Origin of the sequence: Peribacillus aracenensis (assembly GCF_025175645.1) — a bacterium.
Classification (GTDB): domain Bacteria; phylum Bacillota; class Bacilli; order Bacillales; family DSM-1321; genus Peribacillus; species Peribacillus aracenensis.
Genome location: NZ_JANZMJ010000001.1, coordinates 260,361 through 277,713 on the forward strand (window position 1 = coordinate 260,361; position 17,353 = coordinate 277,713).

Annotated in this window: 16 protein-coding genes; 10 read left to right on the plus strand and 6 right to left on the minus strand. The window is 40.0% G+C overall.

Going from position 1 to position 17,353, the window contains the following annotated elements; translation table 11 throughout:
• The first annotated feature begins 22 nt into the window (after window positions 1-22).
• Window positions 23-1,153 carry an N-acetyldiaminopimelate deacetylase gene (locus tag N0M92_RS01305; RefSeq protein WP_397443794.1) on the plus strand — a complete coding sequence of 377 codons (1,131 nt, stop codon included), beginning with the start codon at window positions 23-25 and terminating at the stop codon, window positions 1,151-1,153.
• Window positions 1,154-1,215: 62 nt separating this feature from the next.
• Entirely contained in the window at window positions 1,216-1,875 is a 660-nt protein-coding gene (locus tag N0M92_RS01310) for a potassium channel family protein (protein ID WP_192203910.1), read from the plus strand.
• A 79-nt stretch (window positions 1,876-1,954) separates the two neighbouring features.
• Here N0M92_RS01310 and rnjA read toward each other — a convergent pair whose 3' ends face one another.
• Both rnjA and N0M92_RS01320 read right to left on the minus strand, forming a co-directional pair.
• Window positions 1,955-3,625 carry a ribonuclease J1 gene (gene rnjA / locus N0M92_RS01315; protein WP_214750625.1) on the minus strand — a complete coding sequence of 557 codons (1,671 nt, stop codon included), beginning with the start codon at window positions 3,623-3,625 and terminating at the stop codon, window positions 1,955-1,957.
• A 3-nt stretch (window positions 3,626-3,628) separates the two neighbouring features.
• A complete protein-coding gene (locus N0M92_RS01320; RefSeq protein ID WP_034314070.1) occupies window positions 3,629-3,838 on the minus strand; it encodes a DNA-dependent RNA polymerase subunit epsilon in 210 nt (69 codons plus the stop codon).
• An 887-nt stretch (window positions 3,839-4,725) separates the two neighbouring features.
• On the opposite strand from N0M92_RS01320, the gene N0M92_RS01325 reads away from it, so the two are divergent.
• On the plus strand, window positions 4,726-5,493 hold the full coding sequence (locus N0M92_RS01325; protein ID WP_260284149.1) for a Cof-type HAD-IIB family hydrolase: 768 nt from the start codon (window positions 4,726-4,728) through the stop codon (window positions 5,491-5,493).
• Between the two features lie 48 nt (window positions 5,494-5,541).
• On the opposite strand, the gene def is transcribed toward N0M92_RS01325, so the two are convergent.
• Together def and N0M92_RS29290 are read right to left on the minus strand one after the other, a co-directional pair.
• On the minus strand, window positions 5,542-6,096 hold the full coding sequence (gene def, locus N0M92_RS01330) for a peptide deformylase (RefSeq protein WP_260284150.1): 555 nt from the start codon (window positions 6,094-6,096) through the stop codon (window positions 5,542-5,544).
• 239 nt (window positions 6,097-6,335) lie between these two features.
• On the minus strand, window positions 6,336-6,506 hold the full coding sequence (locus N0M92_RS29290; protein WP_311202498.1) for a YjcZ family sporulation protein: 171 nt from the start codon (window positions 6,504-6,506) through the stop codon (window positions 6,336-6,338).
• Between the two features lie 212 nt (window positions 6,507-6,718).
• Between N0M92_RS29290 and N0M92_RS01340 the strand changes: the two genes are divergently transcribed.
• From N0M92_RS01340 to N0M92_RS01370, 6 genes are all read left to right on the plus strand, one after another.
• Complete coding sequence (locus N0M92_RS01340; protein WP_260284151.1) at window positions 6,719-7,381, plus strand: YkyA family protein; 663 nt, start codon at window positions 6,719-6,721, stop codon at window positions 7,379-7,381.
• A gap of 643 nt (window positions 7,382-8,024) precedes the next feature.
• The gene (gene pdhA, locus N0M92_RS01345; protein WP_192203915.1) at window positions 8,025-9,140 is read left to right on the plus strand and encodes a pyruvate dehydrogenase (acetyl-transferring) E1 component subunit alpha; all 1,116 of its coding nucleotides are present in this window, start codon (window positions 8,025-8,027) and stop codon (window positions 9,138-9,140) included.
• 3 nt (window positions 9,141-9,143) lie between these two features.
• Window positions 9,144-10,121 (plus strand): alpha-ketoacid dehydrogenase subunit beta, encoded by a 978-nt coding sequence (locus N0M92_RS01350; protein ID WP_076366780.1) that lies wholly within the window; start codon window positions 9,144-9,146, stop codon window positions 10,119-10,121.
• A 119-nt stretch (window positions 10,122-10,240) separates the two neighbouring features.
• On the plus strand, window positions 10,241-11,599 hold the full coding sequence (locus N0M92_RS01355; protein WP_192203916.1) for a dihydrolipoamide acetyltransferase family protein: 1,359 nt from the start codon (window positions 10,241-10,243) through the stop codon (window positions 11,597-11,599).
• 3 nt (window positions 11,600-11,602) lie between these two features.
• Window positions 11,603-13,015: a dihydrolipoyl dehydrogenase gene (gene lpdA, locus N0M92_RS01360; RefSeq protein WP_260284152.1), complete on the plus strand. Its 1,413-nt coding sequence runs from the start codon at window positions 11,603-11,605 to the stop codon at window positions 13,013-13,015.
• Between the two features lie 577 nt (window positions 13,016-13,592).
• Complete coding sequence (locus N0M92_RS01370; RefSeq protein ID WP_260284153.1) at window positions 13,593-14,420, plus strand: polysaccharide deacetylase family protein; 828 nt, start codon at window positions 13,593-13,595, stop codon at window positions 14,418-14,420.
• A gap of 26 nt (window positions 14,421-14,446) precedes the next feature.
• On the opposite strand, the gene N0M92_RS01375 is transcribed toward N0M92_RS01370, so the two are convergent.
• Window positions 14,447-14,881 (minus strand): DUF1885 family protein, encoded by a 435-nt coding sequence (locus tag N0M92_RS01375; protein WP_098371132.1) that lies wholly within the window; start codon window positions 14,879-14,881, stop codon window positions 14,447-14,449.
• Between the two features lie 335 nt (window positions 14,882-15,216).
• Here N0M92_RS01375 and N0M92_RS01380 point away from each other — a divergent pair, with 335 nt between their 5' ends.
• Window positions 15,217-15,342 (plus strand): GapA-binding peptide SR1P, encoded by a 126-nt coding sequence (locus N0M92_RS01380; RefSeq protein WP_072272684.1) that lies wholly within the window; start codon window positions 15,217-15,219, stop codon window positions 15,340-15,342.
• A 174-nt stretch (window positions 15,343-15,516) separates the two neighbouring features.
• Here N0M92_RS01380 and N0M92_RS01385 read toward each other — a convergent pair whose 3' ends face one another.
• Complete coding sequence (locus N0M92_RS01385) at window positions 15,517-16,974, minus strand: aminotransferase class I/II-fold pyridoxal phosphate-dependent enzyme (RefSeq protein ID WP_260284154.1); 1,458 nt, start codon at window positions 16,972-16,974, stop codon at window positions 15,517-15,519.
• Window positions 16,975-17,353 lie beyond the last annotated feature (379 nt).

Sequence of the window (17,353 nt, forward strand, 5' to 3'; positions counted from 1 at the left end):
TTTCTGTATAGGAGGAAATAATGTGAAAATAAGTCCTTTTGCCGAGATCCGGCGTGATTTGCATCAAATACCGGAGATAGGGTTCCAAGAATTCAAGACGCAGGAATACCTACTTAACTACATAACGAAACTGGCCCAGGAGCGAATGGAGATAGAAACTTGGCGGACTGGGATATTCGTGAAAGTGAAGGGAATGAATCCGCGAAAAACGATTGGCTACCGGGCTGATATTGACGGTCTGCCGATAAAAGAGGAAACCGGATTGCCGTTTGCATCCACACACGAGGAATATATGCATGCCTGCGGTCATGATTTTCATATGAGCATAGGTTTGGGATTATTGACATATTTCACCGAAAACCCAATCGATGATAACTTGCTATTCATCTTCCAGCCTGCAGAAGAAGGTCCTGGCGGAGCTGAACCGATGCTTAAATCGGAAACGATGAAAAAATGGAAGCCGGATATGATTCTTGCTTTACATATTGCTCCAGAGTACCCAGTTGGGACGATTGCCGTTAAAGAAGGGCTTCTATTTGCCAATACATCTGAATTATTCATCGATTTGAGGGGGAAAGGAGGGCATGCAGCCTATCCGCATGAAACAAATGATATGGTCATTGCGGCCTGTTCGCTTGTAGGGCAGCTGCAAACAATCGTTTCTAGGAATGTCAATCCACTTGATTCAGCTGTCATTACAGTTGGGAAGATTACTGGAGGCACCGTTCAAAATATTATTGCGGAGACAGCACGGTTAGAAGGTACAATACGCACCCTTAACCCAGAATCGATGGTAAAGGTCAAGTCAAGAATAAAAGCGCTTGTGGATGGCATACAAGTGGGATATGAGTGCTTGGCTGAAATCGACTATGGTGCGATGTATCACCAGGTGTATAATGAAGAACGGCTGACCCGGGAATTCATGGAATTTACAGAGAAGTCAACCGCTGTTCATTTGCATCGATGCACTGAAGCGATGACTGGTGAAGATTTTGGTTATATGTTAAAGGAGATTCCAGGATTCATGTTCTGGCTGGGGGTTTCATCGGATTACGGATTGCATCACGCTAAGTTAAGTCCGGATGAAACTGCGATTGAACTCGCGATCAATCACTTAACGGACTATATAACGTTTAAAGGAAGCGAAGCGTAAAAAATGCTTTTCAGTATTGAACATGCTCTAAAGAGAGAACGAATGACGTTGGAGGGCTTATTGTGAAAAAAGAATTTGCGGTGATTGGACTTGGACGTTTTGGCGGCAGCATAGTCAAGACATTAGCTGAAGAAGGATTAGGGGTTCTGGCTATCGATGCTGACGAAGATCGAGTGAATGAATTTGCCAGAATAGCTTCACATGCCGTAGTAGGGGATACGACAGATGAAAATGTACTGAGAAACATAGGGATTCGGAATTTTGATCACGTCATTGTAGCGATTGGCGAGAATATTCAAGCTAGCATATTGACGACGCTCATGCTTAAGGAATTGGGTGTCGGGAATGTTACGGTTAAAGCGCAAAATGATTATCATGAGAAGGTTCTTCGTAAAATCGGGGCCGACTATGTCGTGCACCCCGAACGAGATATGGGGAGAAGAATCGCCCATAATATCGTCTCCAATAATATTCTCGATTATTTGGAGCTTTCTGATGAACACTCCATCGTCGAAATTGTTGCAAGCCAAAAGATGAATGGAAACTCGATCTTTGACCTTGATATCCGTGCTCATTATGGGCTGAATATAGTCGCGATCAAAAGGGGGAATGATATAAATGTCTCCCCGCAGGCGAGCGATTTAATTCATAAAGGTGATATATTGATCGTCATCGGCGCGGATTCGGACATAAACCGCTTTGAAAAAAAAATTGTGGAATAAGCAAGCCTTGCTCAATTTCGGGCAGTGCGCACTTTTTATCCACAAAGAAGCCCAGCCATCAATGGCTGGGCTTCTATTATTATTGGACTTCCATGATGATCGGCAGGATCATTGGACGCCGTTTAGTTTTTTCATATAGGAATGGAGATAAAGTGTCTGTAATTTCATTTTTAATTTCAGACCATTGTGTAGTTTTGCGCTCCATCACCTTATTTAAATGCTTAGTTATCAAGGATTGAGCATCGCTGATAAGGTCTCCTGACTCTCTCATGTAAACAAATCCCCGTGAGATGATGTCAGGTCCGGATGCAATTTTGAATTCCTTCATATTGATGCTGACAACGACAACGACAAGGCCTTCCTCGGAAAGAATCCGACGATCACGGAGAACGATATTACCAATATCCCCGATGCCGCTTCCATCGATATAAACTGAACCTGAAGGGATTTTACCAGCGATTTGTGCTGTGTTTTCACTTAAGGATAGAACTTCGCCATTATCCATGATAAAGCAATTTTCTTCCGGAACCCCGCAATCGACTGCATGGCGGGCATGTAGTTTTTGCATACGGTATTCACCATGGATTGGCATGAAGAATTTTGGTTTAATCAAACGAAGCATCAGCTTTTGTTCCTGCTGTCCGCCATGTCCTGATGTATGAATGTCATTCAAAGGACCTGAAATGACGTCTGCTCCTGCACGATATAATTGATTGATTGTTCTCGAAACACTGATGGTGTTACCTGGGATAGGTGAAGATGAAAATACTACAGTATCACCAGGAATGATTTGAATCTGACGGTGAGTGCCATTCGCTATGCGCGATAATGCTGCCATTGGTTCACCTTGACTGCCTGTACAAAGGATGGTTACTTTATTCGCAGGCATACGATTCAATTGCTGTACATCAATAAATGTATCTTTAGGTGCTACGATATAACCAAGATCTTGCCCAATTGATATGGCTGAATCCATGCTTCGGCCAAAAACGGCTATTTTACGTCCGTTAGCCACGGCTGCTTCGACAACTTGCTGAAGGCGATGGATGTTCGATGCAAACGTTGCAAAAATAATCCGGCCGTCAACCTTACGGAAAATGTCTTGAATGGTATCGCCGACACGGCTTTCGGACATAGTAAAGTTCTGCACTTCACTATTTGTGCTATCCGAGAGTAAGCACAATACACCTTCTTTACCGATCTCAGCCATCTTGGTCAGGTTTGCAGGCTCGCCCACTGGTGTGAAGTCGAATTTAAAATCGCCAGTATGGACAATTTGTCCAGGTGGTGTTTTTACAACGATTCCATAAGAGTCAGGGATACTGTGTGTTGTACGGAAGAATGAGACGGACGTTTTCCGGAACTTGATCACTTCATCTTCACTGATCTCAATCATGGTTGTCTGGCGTAAAAGGCCGTGTTCTTCCAATTTATTACGAAGCAGTCCAAGTGCTAGTTTCCCGCCGTATACAGGGACATTCACTTTTCTAAGCAAATAAGGAATCCCGCCAATATGGTCTTCATGGCCATGGGTAATGAAGACACCTTTAATTTTATCTACATTTTTTTCTAAATAGCTGTAATCTGGAATCACATAGTCAATACCGAGAAGCTCATCTTCAGGAAATTTAATTCCAGCATCAATGATGATGATTTCATCTTGAAACTGAACAGCATATGTGTTCTTACCGATTTCGCCTAAACCGCCCAGGGCGAATACAGCTGTTTGATCGTTTTTTACAAATTTCATAAATTATAGCTCCAATACTTTGTAATCTTCATTTTGTTTTTCATATTCTAAATATGCTCCGGTTACGGGTAATACGATTTCTACGTTATAAGGTTCCTTTTTTAATTTTAAACGAACGTCACGAACGGATTCACCTTCGACAAACATTGTTTTAGTATTCTCCCTGATGGGAACCTCTGATATGGTTACTTGATAGTATACCTTAAAAACCATTTTAATCTCTCCTCACTTGTTTGCATTGCTTTTTTCATTATATATAAAAACAACAATTTTTTCATGTTTTTCAACATCATGTAAAAATAAACCCAGCTCCGCCATAAAACGGAAGGGGTTTGATGAATTAAATTAAATATACCAATGTCTAAAAGTATATAAAAAAATAGATGGCCGATTCTGGTATCAATCCAATTGTCTTCCTCTATCTTATATCCTATCCGTTTTTGCCATGTGTAAAACTTAAATCATGGGATCTTTTTTTTTCGTAAACGATTTCTTTCTAATTAAAACAGTACGACTGTGTCAGCGTTTCATGAAAACACAACGACTCATATCTTTATTTGAAATATGTATTCACCTGACCATATAAAAGCCAAGATAGAAAGAATGCTTAACAAGAACTTTACAACAAGGAAGAAGCCCTTCGCAAGTTTTTGAAGAGCTGTCCGAAAAAAATTCGCATATGGATGACGGCCAAGGCAGGAATGAGTGGCAAATCATGCGATAGATTTTTTTCTTAAAAGATCATTCCACTGCTTAGCAAGCTTTTTACGAAGCTTTTTTAACATGGCGATCACGCTCCCTTACTATTATTGTATAGGATTATTCAATAATGTAAATACGTCTTTACAGGTACTTGGCCCATTTTTGAAAAAAAAGGCTCATTCAAACAAGCGGCTGGGATTTTGGAGGAAAGAAGGATGGGAAGGAAGTAATCTAAGAAAGCCTGAGTTGTCTCTATTAAGAATAGTATATGCCCATTCATGAATAAAAAACGTAAATTGAGTGGAATCCGGTTATGTTACTTGACTTATCTTGATGACAATTATTAAATGGGTACATATTAAAAAAGGAAAAATGAATGAATTGGAAGTGAATCGTTAGTGAAAATTGTATTCTTTGATATTGACGGAACATTGCTCGATCATGAAAAAAAGTTACCTGCTTCAACAAAAAAAGCCATTAAGCAACTGCAGGATAGCGGGGTTTTTGTAGCGATTGCCACAGGAAGGGCTCCTTTCATGTTCGAATCTTTAAGGGAAGAGCTTGGCATCGATACATTTGTAAGTTTCAATGGACAATACGTTGTTTTTGAAGGGAAAGTCGTTTATAAAAACCCTTTGAGCATACCTGAGATAAAACGGCTCCACGAACATGCTGAAAAAAATGAAATACCGATCGTTTTCATGAATGAGGAGACAATGAAATCGAGTGTTCCACATCATAGCAGAATCGAAGAAGCATTAAGCAGCCTGAAGTTTCCCCACCCTGAACATGTGGCAGATTTTTATGAGGACCATGATATATATCAAGCCTTATTATTCTGTTCGGAAGATGAAGAAGGGAACTTTGTTGGGAAATATGACGACTTTCATTTCATTAGATGGCATGAATATTCAACGGATGTACTTCCATTCGGGGGTTCAAAAGCTGAAGGCATTAAAATATTAATGGAAAAAGTCGGGTTTGCTTTGGAGGATGTTTACGCCTTTGGAGATGGCTTAAATGATATAGAGATGTTAAAAGTAGCGGGATATGGCGTGGCAATGGGGAATGCCGGTCAACTTGTGAAGCAAGAGGCCGACTTTGTAACGAAGGATGTCGATGATGATGGCATACTTTTTGGTTTGAAGGAACTAGAACTGATATAAAAAAACAAAACCCCCGTCAGCCAACAGACAGGGGTTTTGCTTATTGCGTTACCTTTCCAACGCAATTGAATTTTCCGGGATGGCATAGGGGTCTTCCGGATTGATATGATCATAAAACATGATTCCATTAAGGTGGTCGATTTCATGCTGAAAGCAAATGGCTGCGATGCCTTTCAGGCGGAGTTGAACCGATGTTCCTTCCAGGTCCGTACCCACAACCGTTATTCGAGCATAACGGGGCACATAGCCGGAAACGGGACGATTTACGGAAAGGCAGCCTTCTCCGGATGTCAAATATGCTTTTTCCACTGAATGGCTGATGAGTTTAGGGTTGAAAAGTGCATAGCTATACAGTTGACCATCTTTTTCTTTCAAATGAACCGCGATCATCCTTTTTGAAACATTCACCTGTGGTGCAGCCAAGCCAATTCCTGCCCTTAGCCCGTATAGTGCAGAAATATCGGGCTTCTGGCTGTTTTGGACATATTCCATCAAGCTGTCTAAAAGTTTCTTATCTTCATTTGATGCCGGAAGCGGAACCTCTACCGCGACTTGCCTTAAGATTGGATCGTCTTCATTAACAAAATCATCCATGGTAAGCATTATCTTTCACCCCGCAAAAATTCTTATAATATGTATAGGGTTATTTTAACAAAAAAAACACTGAAAGTTAATGGATGTCTAATGAAAGAAAAATGGAAGGGATGGAATCAAGACATTAATTCCTATCCCAGCCATTATATTAATTGCGAGTTAAGGTCTATTTTAAAAAAATAAATCATTTTTTGTTATTCAGGGTAAATAGTTAACATTTTCGGGTAAAGGTAATAGTAATTACCCGGTTAGCATAAGCACGCGCCGACAATGATTAACAGAATGAACAGGACAATGATTAGAGCGAAGCCGCTTCCAAAGCCGCAGCCTCCACCACCATAGCCATAACCATCACCATAACCATAGCTGGGTGCAACGGAAACCGGATAACAGCAATCCTGGTTGTAACCTCCATACATAATTTCATACCTCCGTTTTTTGTATTATTAAAATACTGACCACTCTGATTTGAAACGGTCACTACAGCCTATGCAGTATGGTCTAAAGGGTGTAGGCTAGCGCCCAGTAATGAAAAAAACCTGTTCGGAATATGATTGTAACAAGTGATTGCTGCTAATAAGGGAATTTAGAGAAAAATGAATCATCGAAGTACTATTAGAAGGAGCTGTCTATGTTGAAGCGTTTTGGTCCATATGTTATTTTACTTCTTTCTTTAGTGATCTTGACTGGTTGTTTTAATGGTTCACCGGAAGAAAAAATCCACAAAATCCTAGAGAAAACTGCAGAAAAGGAAAGTGATTTCACCGAACATCAAGAGCCTCTTAATGATTTGGAGAAAAAAGAAAAAGAAAAATATGAGAAAATCATTAAACTTGGATTGGATGATTATGAACAGATTGTCGAGCTTTCAGATGAAGCCACCAAGAATATCGACCAAAGGGAAAAAATAATTGAAAAGGAACAAAGCAGTATGCAATCCTCAAAAGAACAATTCAATCAGATAGATGAACAAATCGGGAAAATAGAGGATGAAAAAATAAAAAAAGAAGCGACTGAAATGAAAAAGGTCATGAGTGAGCGCTATAGCACCTACGATAATTTATATGATGCTTATCAACAAAGTCTGGCTTATGATCGTGAATTATATGAACTTTTTAAAAAAGAGGATTTGAAAATGGATGAATTACAAGTGCAAATCAAGAAAATAAATACCTCTTATACAAAAGTTCTGAAAGCGAATGAGGAATTTAATGCATTAACTGAAAAATCAAATCAAAAAAAAGAAAGTTTTTATGATAGTTCCGGCATAGAAATGGCTGATTCAACAAAATAATATAAATAATGATGGGCTGTGATTCTCACTCACAGCCCATATTTTGTTCAATCCAGTTCATGTAGGGACAGAAAAATTCTAGAATGGACTTTTTTTGTGTAACCACCTTGATGTGGATTTTCATACCTGTACTAAAAAAAAACGATAATCAAAATTCTAACAGCAGACTTATATGAAAGCGTTTAAATATTTTTTTGGAATATTATTCCGAAGGCTCAAATGCCTATAGTTAAAGCGGTTTTGGAATCGATCCGATATGCTGGGGGTTTTAAATGTTATCCTTCGCAATCCTTAAATTGAAAAATAGGGGAAATTTAATAGTACAGTTGTAAAGTGAAAACTATTACAGAGAAGAAGTATGAGTATTGGAAATTCTATTAAATCAAAATTATAAGGAACTCCAAGTGATTGACTTGATGTTAATTCATCTTGTAAACTTAATCTATAAAAATTCTTGTATCATTTTCCTTGATTTTTTTTATGGTACAGAATAAGATTGAGACATATTAAGCATATCCACGTTTGAGGATTGGGCTTAAGGGAAAAATAAAAGAATGAATGATTGAAGAAACTAAAAAGCAAACTATTTTTGCTTTATAGAATAATAATAGCAAACCTTTTTAATGAAAGGATGAGGTGCCAAATGGCTCAAAAAACTAAACAAGCTAAAATTAATGTTCAGGATCAGCTTAAGAAAGTAGAAGAACAATTTGAAACTTTTCAAATTTTAAATGAAGAGGGAGAAGTCGTTAATGAAGCGGCAATGCCTGATTTAAGTGATGAACAATTGCAAGAATTAATGCGTCGTATGGTATATACACGCATCTTGGATCAACGTTCTATATCACTGAACCGTCAAGGCAGATTAGGTTTCTATGCACCGACTGCCGGTCAAGAAGCATCTCAAATCGCTTCCCAGTATGCTTTGGAAAAAGAAGATTTCATTCTGCCTGGCTACCGTGATGTTCCGCAAATCGTTTGGCATGGCCTTCCGCTTTGGCAAGCATTCTTGTTCTCCCGGGGGCATTTTAAGGGAAATCAAATTCCTGAAGACGTCAATGTAATTTCTCCTCAAATCATTATCGGCGCTCAATATATTCAAGCTGCAGGTGTTGCTCTTGGGTTGAAGAAACGCGGGAAAAAAGCTGTAGCCATCACATATACGGGTGACGGCGGAACCTCACAAGGTGACTTCTATGAGGGAATTAACTTTGCAGGTGCATTTAAAGCGCCGGCTATCTTCATTGTGCAAAATAACCGTTTCGCAATCTCGACTCCGGTTGATTTGCAATCAGCAGCGAAAACATTAGCCCAGAAGGGTGTGGCTGCAGGTATCCCAGGCATCCAAGTTGATGGTATGGATGCGTTGGCCGTTTATACAGCCGTTAAAGAAGCGCGTGAACGTGCAATTAATGGTGAAGGCCCTACATTGATTGAAACATTAACTTACCGTTATGGTCCGCATACGATGGCTGGGGATGACCCGACACGTTACCGTACTTCCGAAATGGATAACGAGTGGGAACTGAAAGATCCATTGGTTCGTTTCCGCAAGTTCTTGGAAAACAAAAAACTTTGGAATGAAGAATTAGAGAACGAAACGATAGAAAAAGCAAAAGACGATATTAAAGAAGCAATCAAATTGGCAGATGCAGAACCTAAGCAAAAGGTTACAGACCTTATTGAAAACATGTATGAAGAAATGCCTTATAACTTAAAAGAACAATATGAAATTTATAAAGAGAAGGAGTCGAAGTAAGCCATGGCTCAATTGACGATGATTCAAGCAATTACAGAAGCATTACGTACAGAACTTAAGAATGACGAGAATGTACTCGTTTTTGGGGAAGATGTTGGTGTTAATGGAGGAGTTTTCCGTGCAACGGAAAATCTTCAAAAAGAATTCGGTGAAGATCGTGTGTTCGATACACCTCTTGCTGAATCTGGAATCGGTGGATTAGCGGTCGGTCTTTCTTTACAAGGTTTCCGTCCTGTTCCTGAAATTCAATTCTTTGGGTTTGTATATGAAGTAATGGATTCCGTAAGCGGTCAGCTTGCACGTATGCGCTACCGTTCAGGCGGACGTTACAGTGCACCGGTTACAATTCGCTCACCTTTTGGAGGCGGAGTGCATACTCCGGAAATGCACGCTGATAGCTTGGAAGGTTTAATGGCCCAGCAACCTGGGTTAAAAGTAGTTATCCCTTCCACTCCTTACGATGCAAAAGGCTTATTGATTTCAGCTATTCGTGATAATGACCCTGTCATTTTCCTTGAGCACATGAAATTGTACCGCTCTTTCCGTCAGGAAGTGCCTGAAGAAGAGTATACAATTCCATTGGGAAAAGCCGATGTGAAAAGAGAAGGAACGGATTTATCCATTATTACGTATGGTGCAATGGTACAGGAATCCATCAAGGCAGCTGAGGAATTGGCTAAGGAAGGTCATTCCGTCGAAGTGGTCGACTTACGGACTGTTTCTCCATTGGATATCGATACAATCATTGCTTCTGTAGAAAAAACTGGACGAGCTATCGTTGTTCAAGAAGCACAAAAGCAAGCTGGTATTGCAGCGAATGTCGTAGCGGAAATTAACGAACGTGCCATTTTGAGCTTGGATGCTCCAGTACTTCGAGTGGCGGCTGCTGATACGGTATTCCCGTTTTCACAAGCTGAAACAGTATGGCTCCCTAATTATAAAGACATTATTGAAACGGCGACTAAAGTCTTGAAGTTTTAACATCTTGAGTAATGGAATGAATGTCCTGCTTGGGAAAGTAATATCGCATTAACGGTAATGCAAGATAAAGGACTTTATTCAAAGCACTAAGTATGATTTAATATAGGAGGTTGAACTCAGTGGCATTCCAATTTAGACTCCCTGATATCGGAGAAGGTATACACGAAGGTGAAATAGTGAAATGGTTTGTAAAACCAGGAGATAAGATTCAAGAAGATGACGTGCTTTGCGAGGTTCAGAACGATAAGGCCGTTGTTGAAATCCCATCACCGGTGGAAGGTACCGTGGAAGAAATCCTTGTTCAAGAAGGAACGGTTGCCGTTGTTGGCGATGTACTTGTAACATTCGATGCTCCAGGTTATGAAAATCTTCAGTTTAAAGGGGACCATGGAGAAGAAGCGAAGGCAGAAGGTGAGAAGAATACGGAGGCCCAGGTTCAAGCAACTGCTGAAGCTGGACAGGAAGTCAAGAAAGAGGCTGCTCCGGTTCAAGAAAATAATGGTGTAACGGGCGCGGGAGCACAACCACAAGTTGAGGCAGATCCTTCACGACGTATCATCGCCATGCCTTCTGTTAGGAAATATGCGCGCGAACAAGGGGTAAATATTCGTGAGATTTCTGGTTCTGGAGATAATGGCCGCATCATGAAAGATGACATAGATGCTTTCAAAAACGGCAAAACTGCTCCACAGCAACCTGCAGCTCAAAGTGAAGCTTCACAACAAAATGATACGGAAACAACCGAAAAACAAAAAGTTACAATTCCTGAAGGGCAATATCCTGAAACTCGCGAAAAAATGAGCGGCATGAGAAAAGCGATTGCCAAAGCTATGGTGAAATCCAAACAGACAGCTCCACATGTTACATTAATGGATGAAGTCGATGTGACGCTATTGGTTGCTCACCGTAAGAAATTCAAGGAAATTGCTGCACAAAAAGGAATCAAGCTTACATTCCTACCTTATGTTGTTAAAGCGTTAACAAGTGCATTGCGTGAATTCCCTATGCTAAACACATCATTTGATGATGAGGCTAGTGAGATTATCCATAAACACTATTACAATATCGGAATTGCGGCAGACACAGACAAAGGACTGCTCGTTCCGGTTGTAAAAGATGCAGATCGTAAATCAACTTTTGCTATTTCACAAGAAATTAATGAATTAGCGACGAAAGCCCGTGACGGCAAATTGGCTCCTAACGAAATGAAAGGTGCTTCTTGCTCCATTACGAATATCGGTTCCGCAGGCGGTCAATGGTTCACACCTGTAATCAATCATCCAGAAGTTGCCATTCTAGGGATTGGACGCATTGCCGAAAAAGCAATTGTACGCGACGGGGAAATTATCGCCGCTCCAGTTCTGGCATTATCACTGAGCTTTGATCACCGCATGATTGATGGAGCAACAGCTCAACATGCATTGAATCATATCAAAAAGTTATTGAACGACCCAGAATTATTGTTAATGGAGGCGTAAACAATGGTAGTAGGAGATTTTCCAATCGAAACAGATACTTTAGTGATCGGTTCAGGCCCAGGGGGATATGTTGCCGCAATTCGCGCAGCACAGCTTGGGCAGAAAGTAACGGTCGTTGAAAAAGGAACAATCGGCGGAGTTTGTTTGAATGTAGGCTGTATCCCATCAAAAGCTTTAATTTCGGCTGGACACCGTTTCCATGATGCTCAGCATTCAGAAGATATGGGTATCTTTGCAGAAAAAGTTTCTGTTGATTTTTCTAAAGTACAAGCTTGGAAAGGTTCTGTTGTTAAAAAATTAACAGGCGGTGTAAGCAGCCTATTAAAAGGTAATAACGTTGATGTTGTAACTGGTGAAGCTTATTTCGTTGATGAAAACAGCATCCGTGTTATGAATGAAGACTCAGCCCAAACATATACATTTAAAAACGCAATCATCGCCACTGGTTCATCGCCAATCGAGATTCCGTCATTTAAATATACGAAACGTGTACTTAATTCCACTGGTGCTCTTGCTTTGGAAGAAGTTCCAGGTTCGATCGTGGTAATCGGCGGAGGTTACATTGGTACTGAGCTTGGCGGAGCATTCGCAAGCTTCGGCACTAAAGTGACCATCCTTGAGGGTACTGAAGAAATCCTTTCTGCAGGCTTTGAAAAACAAATGGCAGCACTTGTTAAGCGTAACCTTAAAAACAAGGGTGCTGAAATTGTCACTAAAGCAAATGCAAAAGGTGTGGAAGAAACTGAAACAGGTGTAACCGTTACTTATGAAGTAAAAGGCGAAGAGAAAAAAGTTGAAGCCGATTACGTATTAGTAACAGTTGGACGTCGTCCAAATACGGCAGAGATCGGCCTGGAGCAAGTCGGAATCAAAATGACTGACCGTGGTTTGATCGAAACGGATAAACAATGCCGTACAAGCGTGAAAAACATTTACGCAATCGGTGATATCGTTTCTGGACCTCAGTTGGCTCATAAAGCTTCTTATGAAGGTAAAATTGCTGCTGAAGCCATTGCAGGACATTCATCCGAAATCGACTATCTTGCTATTCCGGCTGTTGTATTCTCTGAACCGGAACTTGCTTCTGTCGGTTATAATGAAAAAGAAGCGAAGGAAGCTGGAATCGAAGCGCTTGCTTCTAAATTCCCATTCGCTGCAAATGGACGTGCTCTTTCTTTAAATAATACGGACGGATTTGTGAAGCTTATCACTCGCAAAGAAGACGGATTGGTTATAGGAGCACAAATTGCAGGACCAAACGCTTCTGATATGATTGCAGAACTTGGTCTGGCTATCGAAGCAGGAATGACTGCCGAAGATATCGCAATGACAATCCATGCACATCCAACTTTAGGGGAAATTACAATGGAAGCTGCTGAAGTTGCCCTTGGAACTCCTATTCACATCATCAAGTAATCGATTTTTATAAAAAAGCGTACTGCCTCCTGCAGTACGCTTTTTTTGTTTGGCAGATATCCGAAAATGAAGGATGACTCCCCATTCATCATTTTCTTCAAGCTAGTTAAATGAAAAGGGCTAAAAGGGCATAAGCTATAAAAAGGACTTCTTACTTTTTCTCCTTGAAAGGTTTTGAGAAAGGTAATAAAGGATAAAAAATAAGATGAGCGATGTTAATTGAATATTTTTTGCCAATAAAGAGATCATGGCTGATATATTCATATTAAAGTGGGGTGGATCACTTGAAAAATTATCTGGTAATCCTCTTTCAACTAATCGTTTGGAGTGGGTATACCTTAGTTGAATGGCTGTCTGTTAACGATCGATTCGTTTTCAAAGTATTCATGTTTCTGGTCTTTTCCTATCTAGCCATTTACATTGGTAAAATGATTTTAAAATCCAATAGGCGAACAATGCTTGTTACCGTGATAAGTCTATTATGCTACGGTATTTTGCAAATCCTTTTGGAAACGCTAGTACCCCTTTATTAAACCTTTAAGCAAGCCGCTATGACACAAGAAACCACGGAGGAATCATGATTAACAAAGGAGTAGCATTATTTACATTAGTATCATTTTTATTGATGGCATGTAATGGACCGAGTTCCGGTCCAACAGAAAATGAAAACCAAAAAAGTGTGGAAACGACAAAAACGGTCAAAGATGAAAGCCAGCAAAAGAAAGACCCGGAAAACGAAACGTCAAAAACGATTGACGCTGGAAATGTAAAGGCAGAATATCGGGTGGACGAAAATAATTGGTCATTTAAACCAATTGGGGATGCAAATCCGAAAGTTGTACTGTTAACATTTGATGATGCACCTGATAAATATTCTCTGAAAATCGCCCAGACCCTGAAGCGCCTTGAAGTACCTGCTATTTTTTTCGTGAACGGTCACTTTCTTGAAAATGATGAAAATAAGGCGATGCTAAAAGAAATTCATGAAATGGGTTTTTCTATCGGTAATCATACTTATTCCCATGTGAATTTAAAACAGTTGACCGAAAAAGAACAAGAGCGGGAAATCGTAAAATTGAACAATATGGTAGAAGGCATTACAGGGGTAAGCCCGAAGTACTTTAGGGCGCCATTTGGATCGAATACCGAGCATTCAAAAAAAGTCGCTGAGAAAGAAAAAATGTTGGTCATGAATTGGACATACGGATATGACTGGGAAAAAGAATATCAGGATAAAACAGCGTTAACGGAAATCATGTTGAACAGCCCTTATTTAGGAAATGGTGCGAACTTACTGATGCATGACCGGAAATGGACGAGTGAAGCCATTGAGGATATCGTGAAAGGTTTTCAAAAGGAAGGTTATGAGATCCTTAATCCAAAGTTAATTGAAACGCCTGCATGAGCCAATTCCGGCTTCTGCAGGTTTTTTTATTTCCTTGGATAATAATACATCACCCGTTTATTGAATAGATGTAGCTGAGCCCGTAATTTCTTTGCAAGGAACTTGCACAGTTCATTAGCTTTCCCCTTATCACCGAAAGTTGCTGTTTCAGGGAGGGTGAATTGGATATAGGATTGAATCCGCTCTGATCCATCTTCATCCTTAACGACTTCTTGGTCAACGCCTATCAAGATCATGTGATATCGATCTTCTTTGGATTGGAGGTATATGGCCTTATCTTTCATCTTTTCTGGTTCTTTCATTTCATAAGGAAATGCTTTCTTATCATAGTCCCAATCCAGTTGCTTTCCGGTTTTCGCTGTGATCATTTGATAATAGTTCAGCAATTCTTTCACGTCTTCGATGGTTACAGTCCCTTTCACGGACTCAGGAACGAGTTTGATATAGGCATTTTCAGTCATGCGGATCCCCCTTAGATCGATAGGATATAAGAATATATTAACATTTTATGGATGTATTATATACATATCTATATGTAAATTAAAAGGCGAAATTCCTTTTTCACCTTGCTATGCAAAAGTAAGGGTGCGATGAAATGAACTCCAGGGTCCAAAAAGGAATCACTTGAACGAACGATTGGAGTCAATTTATTCCAACATGAGTGTTCATTTAATGAGGAAAAAGCATATATGTTATACTTTTTAACTTGAAATAATAAATGTGTTATATTATAATTCATATAAAGCGGTTACATTACGTTATTGATGCATACAATATAGAGGAAGGGGTTGTAAAAATGGGAACTATCGTATGTCAAACTTGCAATAGCACGATTGAACATTTTGAAGATGAAAAAGTAAGTGTACTATATACACACAATCACAACTGCCAAAGCTGTGATACAGCTGCCTCTGAAAAATAAATCGACAAAGGATAATAAGATTAATAGAATTTAAGGGTGTTTCAGGATTGTAACCTGGAGCACCCTTTTTATAGAAGTTAATGAAGCGAAATCTTCAGTTGATCAGGAGTTGCTGCTCAATAATAAGGGGCAAAAAAACCAGAGCAGCACTTTGCTCTGGTTTGATGGAATCAATCAATTTTTAATGATGCGTAAATATTTTATTTCTGGGTCCTCAGGGCCTTGAACAGGAAGGCCGGCCTCGATGTTTTTCCGGATGTAATTGATATTATCTTCAGTAATCAATTCTCCTGGTATGAAGATCGGAATTCCAGGCGGGTAAACCATGATGAACTCAGCGCTAATTTTGCCGACAGATTCCTCAATGGGAACCACTTCGGTGTCTGCATAAAATGCCTCCCTTGGTGATAAAGCCAGTGGTGGTGTATCAGGAAGCAGGACCTCGATTTTTTCATGTTCAGCCGCCATTTCCTTAAACTCATCCGCCAAGTCTCTAAGGGCAGCAATCAGAAGATCCGCTTCTGTTTTTGAGTCTCCAGGTGTTATCAGGCAAAGGATATTGTACAAGTCAGAAAGTTCCACTTCGATATTATGCTTTTCACGAAGCCATTTCTCAACGTCGTATCCGGTAATATTCAATTCCTTGATGGATATGATTAATTTAGTCGGGTCATAACTAAAGGCTGCCTCACTCTCGAGAATTTCGCTGCCGACACAATAAAGATAAGGAATCTCATTAACAGCCTCACGGATATACCCTGCGAGATTGATCGCTTCATCAATCATTTCCCTCCCTACCGTCGCAAGTTGTCTTCTGGCCGTATCCAGGGAAGCCAGTAGGATATAGGAAGTTGAGGTGGTTGTGAGCATGCTCAATATGGCTTGAACACGATTTGCGGAAACCAAACCGTTCTTAACATTTAATATGGAACTTCCCGTTAGTGAACCGCCCAGTTTATGAACACTCGTTGCAGCCATATCCGCTCCAGCTTGCATGGCTGACATCGGCAAGTCTTCATGGAAGTGTATATGGACACCATGTGCTTCATCCACCAGTACTGGGATTTGGCGGGAATGAGCAACTTCCACTATTTTTTGCAAATCGGCCGAAATGCCGAAATAGGTTGGATTGATGACAAGCAATCCTTTTGCATCGCTATGTTCCTTTAAAGTTTTCTCGACGGCATCGACGGTGATGCCGTGTGAGATGCCCAAATCTTTGTCTATTTCAGGATTGATGAAAATGGGAACAGCTCCGGAAAATACAATGGCAGACATTACGGATTTATGTACATTCCTTGGGACGATGATTTTGTCCCCAGGTCCGCAGACTGTCATGACCATTGTCATGATCGCTCCACTTGTTCCTTGAACGGAAAAGAATGTGTGATCCGCCCCAAAAGCTTCCGCGGCAAGATCCTGAGCTTGTTTAATGATCCCCTTTGGCTGATGGAGATCATCGAGCGGAGCGATATTGATTAAATCTATGGATAATGCATTTTCTCCAATGAAATTACGGAAATCAGCGTCCATTCCTTTCCCTTTTTTATGGCCTGGAATATGAAATTGAACGGGATTTTTTTTTGCATGCTGCAATAAGGCAGTGTATAAGGGTGTTTCATTCTGTGACAATTCTTTGTGGCCCCTTTTCAATAAAATAGGTACATAATATTTGGGAGTATATACTCCTTTTCTATTAATGATCGTATGTTTCTCCGATTCCATCGTATGGTTAGTAAGCATGTGGATGACATAAAACATATGAATTATAGCACGTCTTATAATAAATGCCTAGAGTGACTTTAATGTCCTGACTTAAACCATTTATATATGTCTTTGTTGTTAAGGGGCCCAATAAAATTATCAGCAGATTATAAATGTCCATTTTCCTAGTATTTACTGGTTTTACTCAAGAATTCTTCTTTTATTAATATTGTAGGTGAGTTTAAAAATTGAACGGTTAAACAATATTTGCCATAATGAAGCTAATGGTTTTAGAGTTCAGCTAAAT

What these genes read in the sequence shown, in the direction of transcription:
- rnjA (WP_214750625.1), bottom strand. Translation starts at nt 3,625, where the DNA reads ATGAAATTTGTAAAAAACGATCAAACAGCTGTATTCGCCCTGGGCGGT.
- N0M92_RS01350 (WP_076366780.1), top strand. Translation starts at nt 9,144, where the DNA reads ATGGCTCAATTGACGATGATTCAAGCAATTACAGAAGCATTACGTACA.
- N0M92_RS29290 (WP_311202498.1), bottom strand. Translation starts at nt 6,506, where the DNA reads ATGTATGGAGGTTACAACCAGGATTGCTGTTATCCGGTTTCCGTTGCA.
- N0M92_RS01320 (WP_034314070.1), bottom strand. Translation starts at nt 3,838, where the DNA reads ATGGTTTTTAAGGTATACTATCAAGTAACCATATCAGAGGTTCCCATC.
- lpdA (WP_260284152.1), top strand. Translation starts at nt 11,603, where the DNA reads ATGGTAGTAGGAGATTTTCCAATCGAAACAGATACTTTAGTGATCGGT.
- pdhA (WP_192203915.1), top strand. Translation starts at nt 8,025, where the DNA reads ATGGCTCAAAAAACTAAACAAGCTAAAATTAATGTTCAGGATCAGCTT.
- N0M92_RS01380 (WP_072272684.1), top strand. Translation starts at nt 15,217, where the DNA reads ATGGGAACTATCGTATGTCAAACTTGCAATAGCACGATTGAACATTTT.
- N0M92_RS01375 (WP_098371132.1), bottom strand. Translation starts at nt 14,881, where the DNA reads ATGACTGAAAATGCCTATATCAAACTCGTTCCTGAGTCCGTGAAAGGG.
- def (WP_260284150.1), bottom strand. Translation starts at nt 6,096, where the DNA reads ATGCTTACCATGGATGATTTTGTTAATGAAGACGATCCAATCTTAAGG.
- N0M92_RS01340 (WP_260284151.1), top strand. Translation starts at nt 6,719, where the DNA reads ATGTTGAAGCGTTTTGGTCCATATGTTATTTTACTTCTTTCTTTAGTG.
- N0M92_RS01370 (WP_260284153.1), top strand. Translation starts at nt 13,593, where the DNA reads ATGATTAACAAAGGAGTAGCATTATTTACATTAGTATCATTTTTATTG.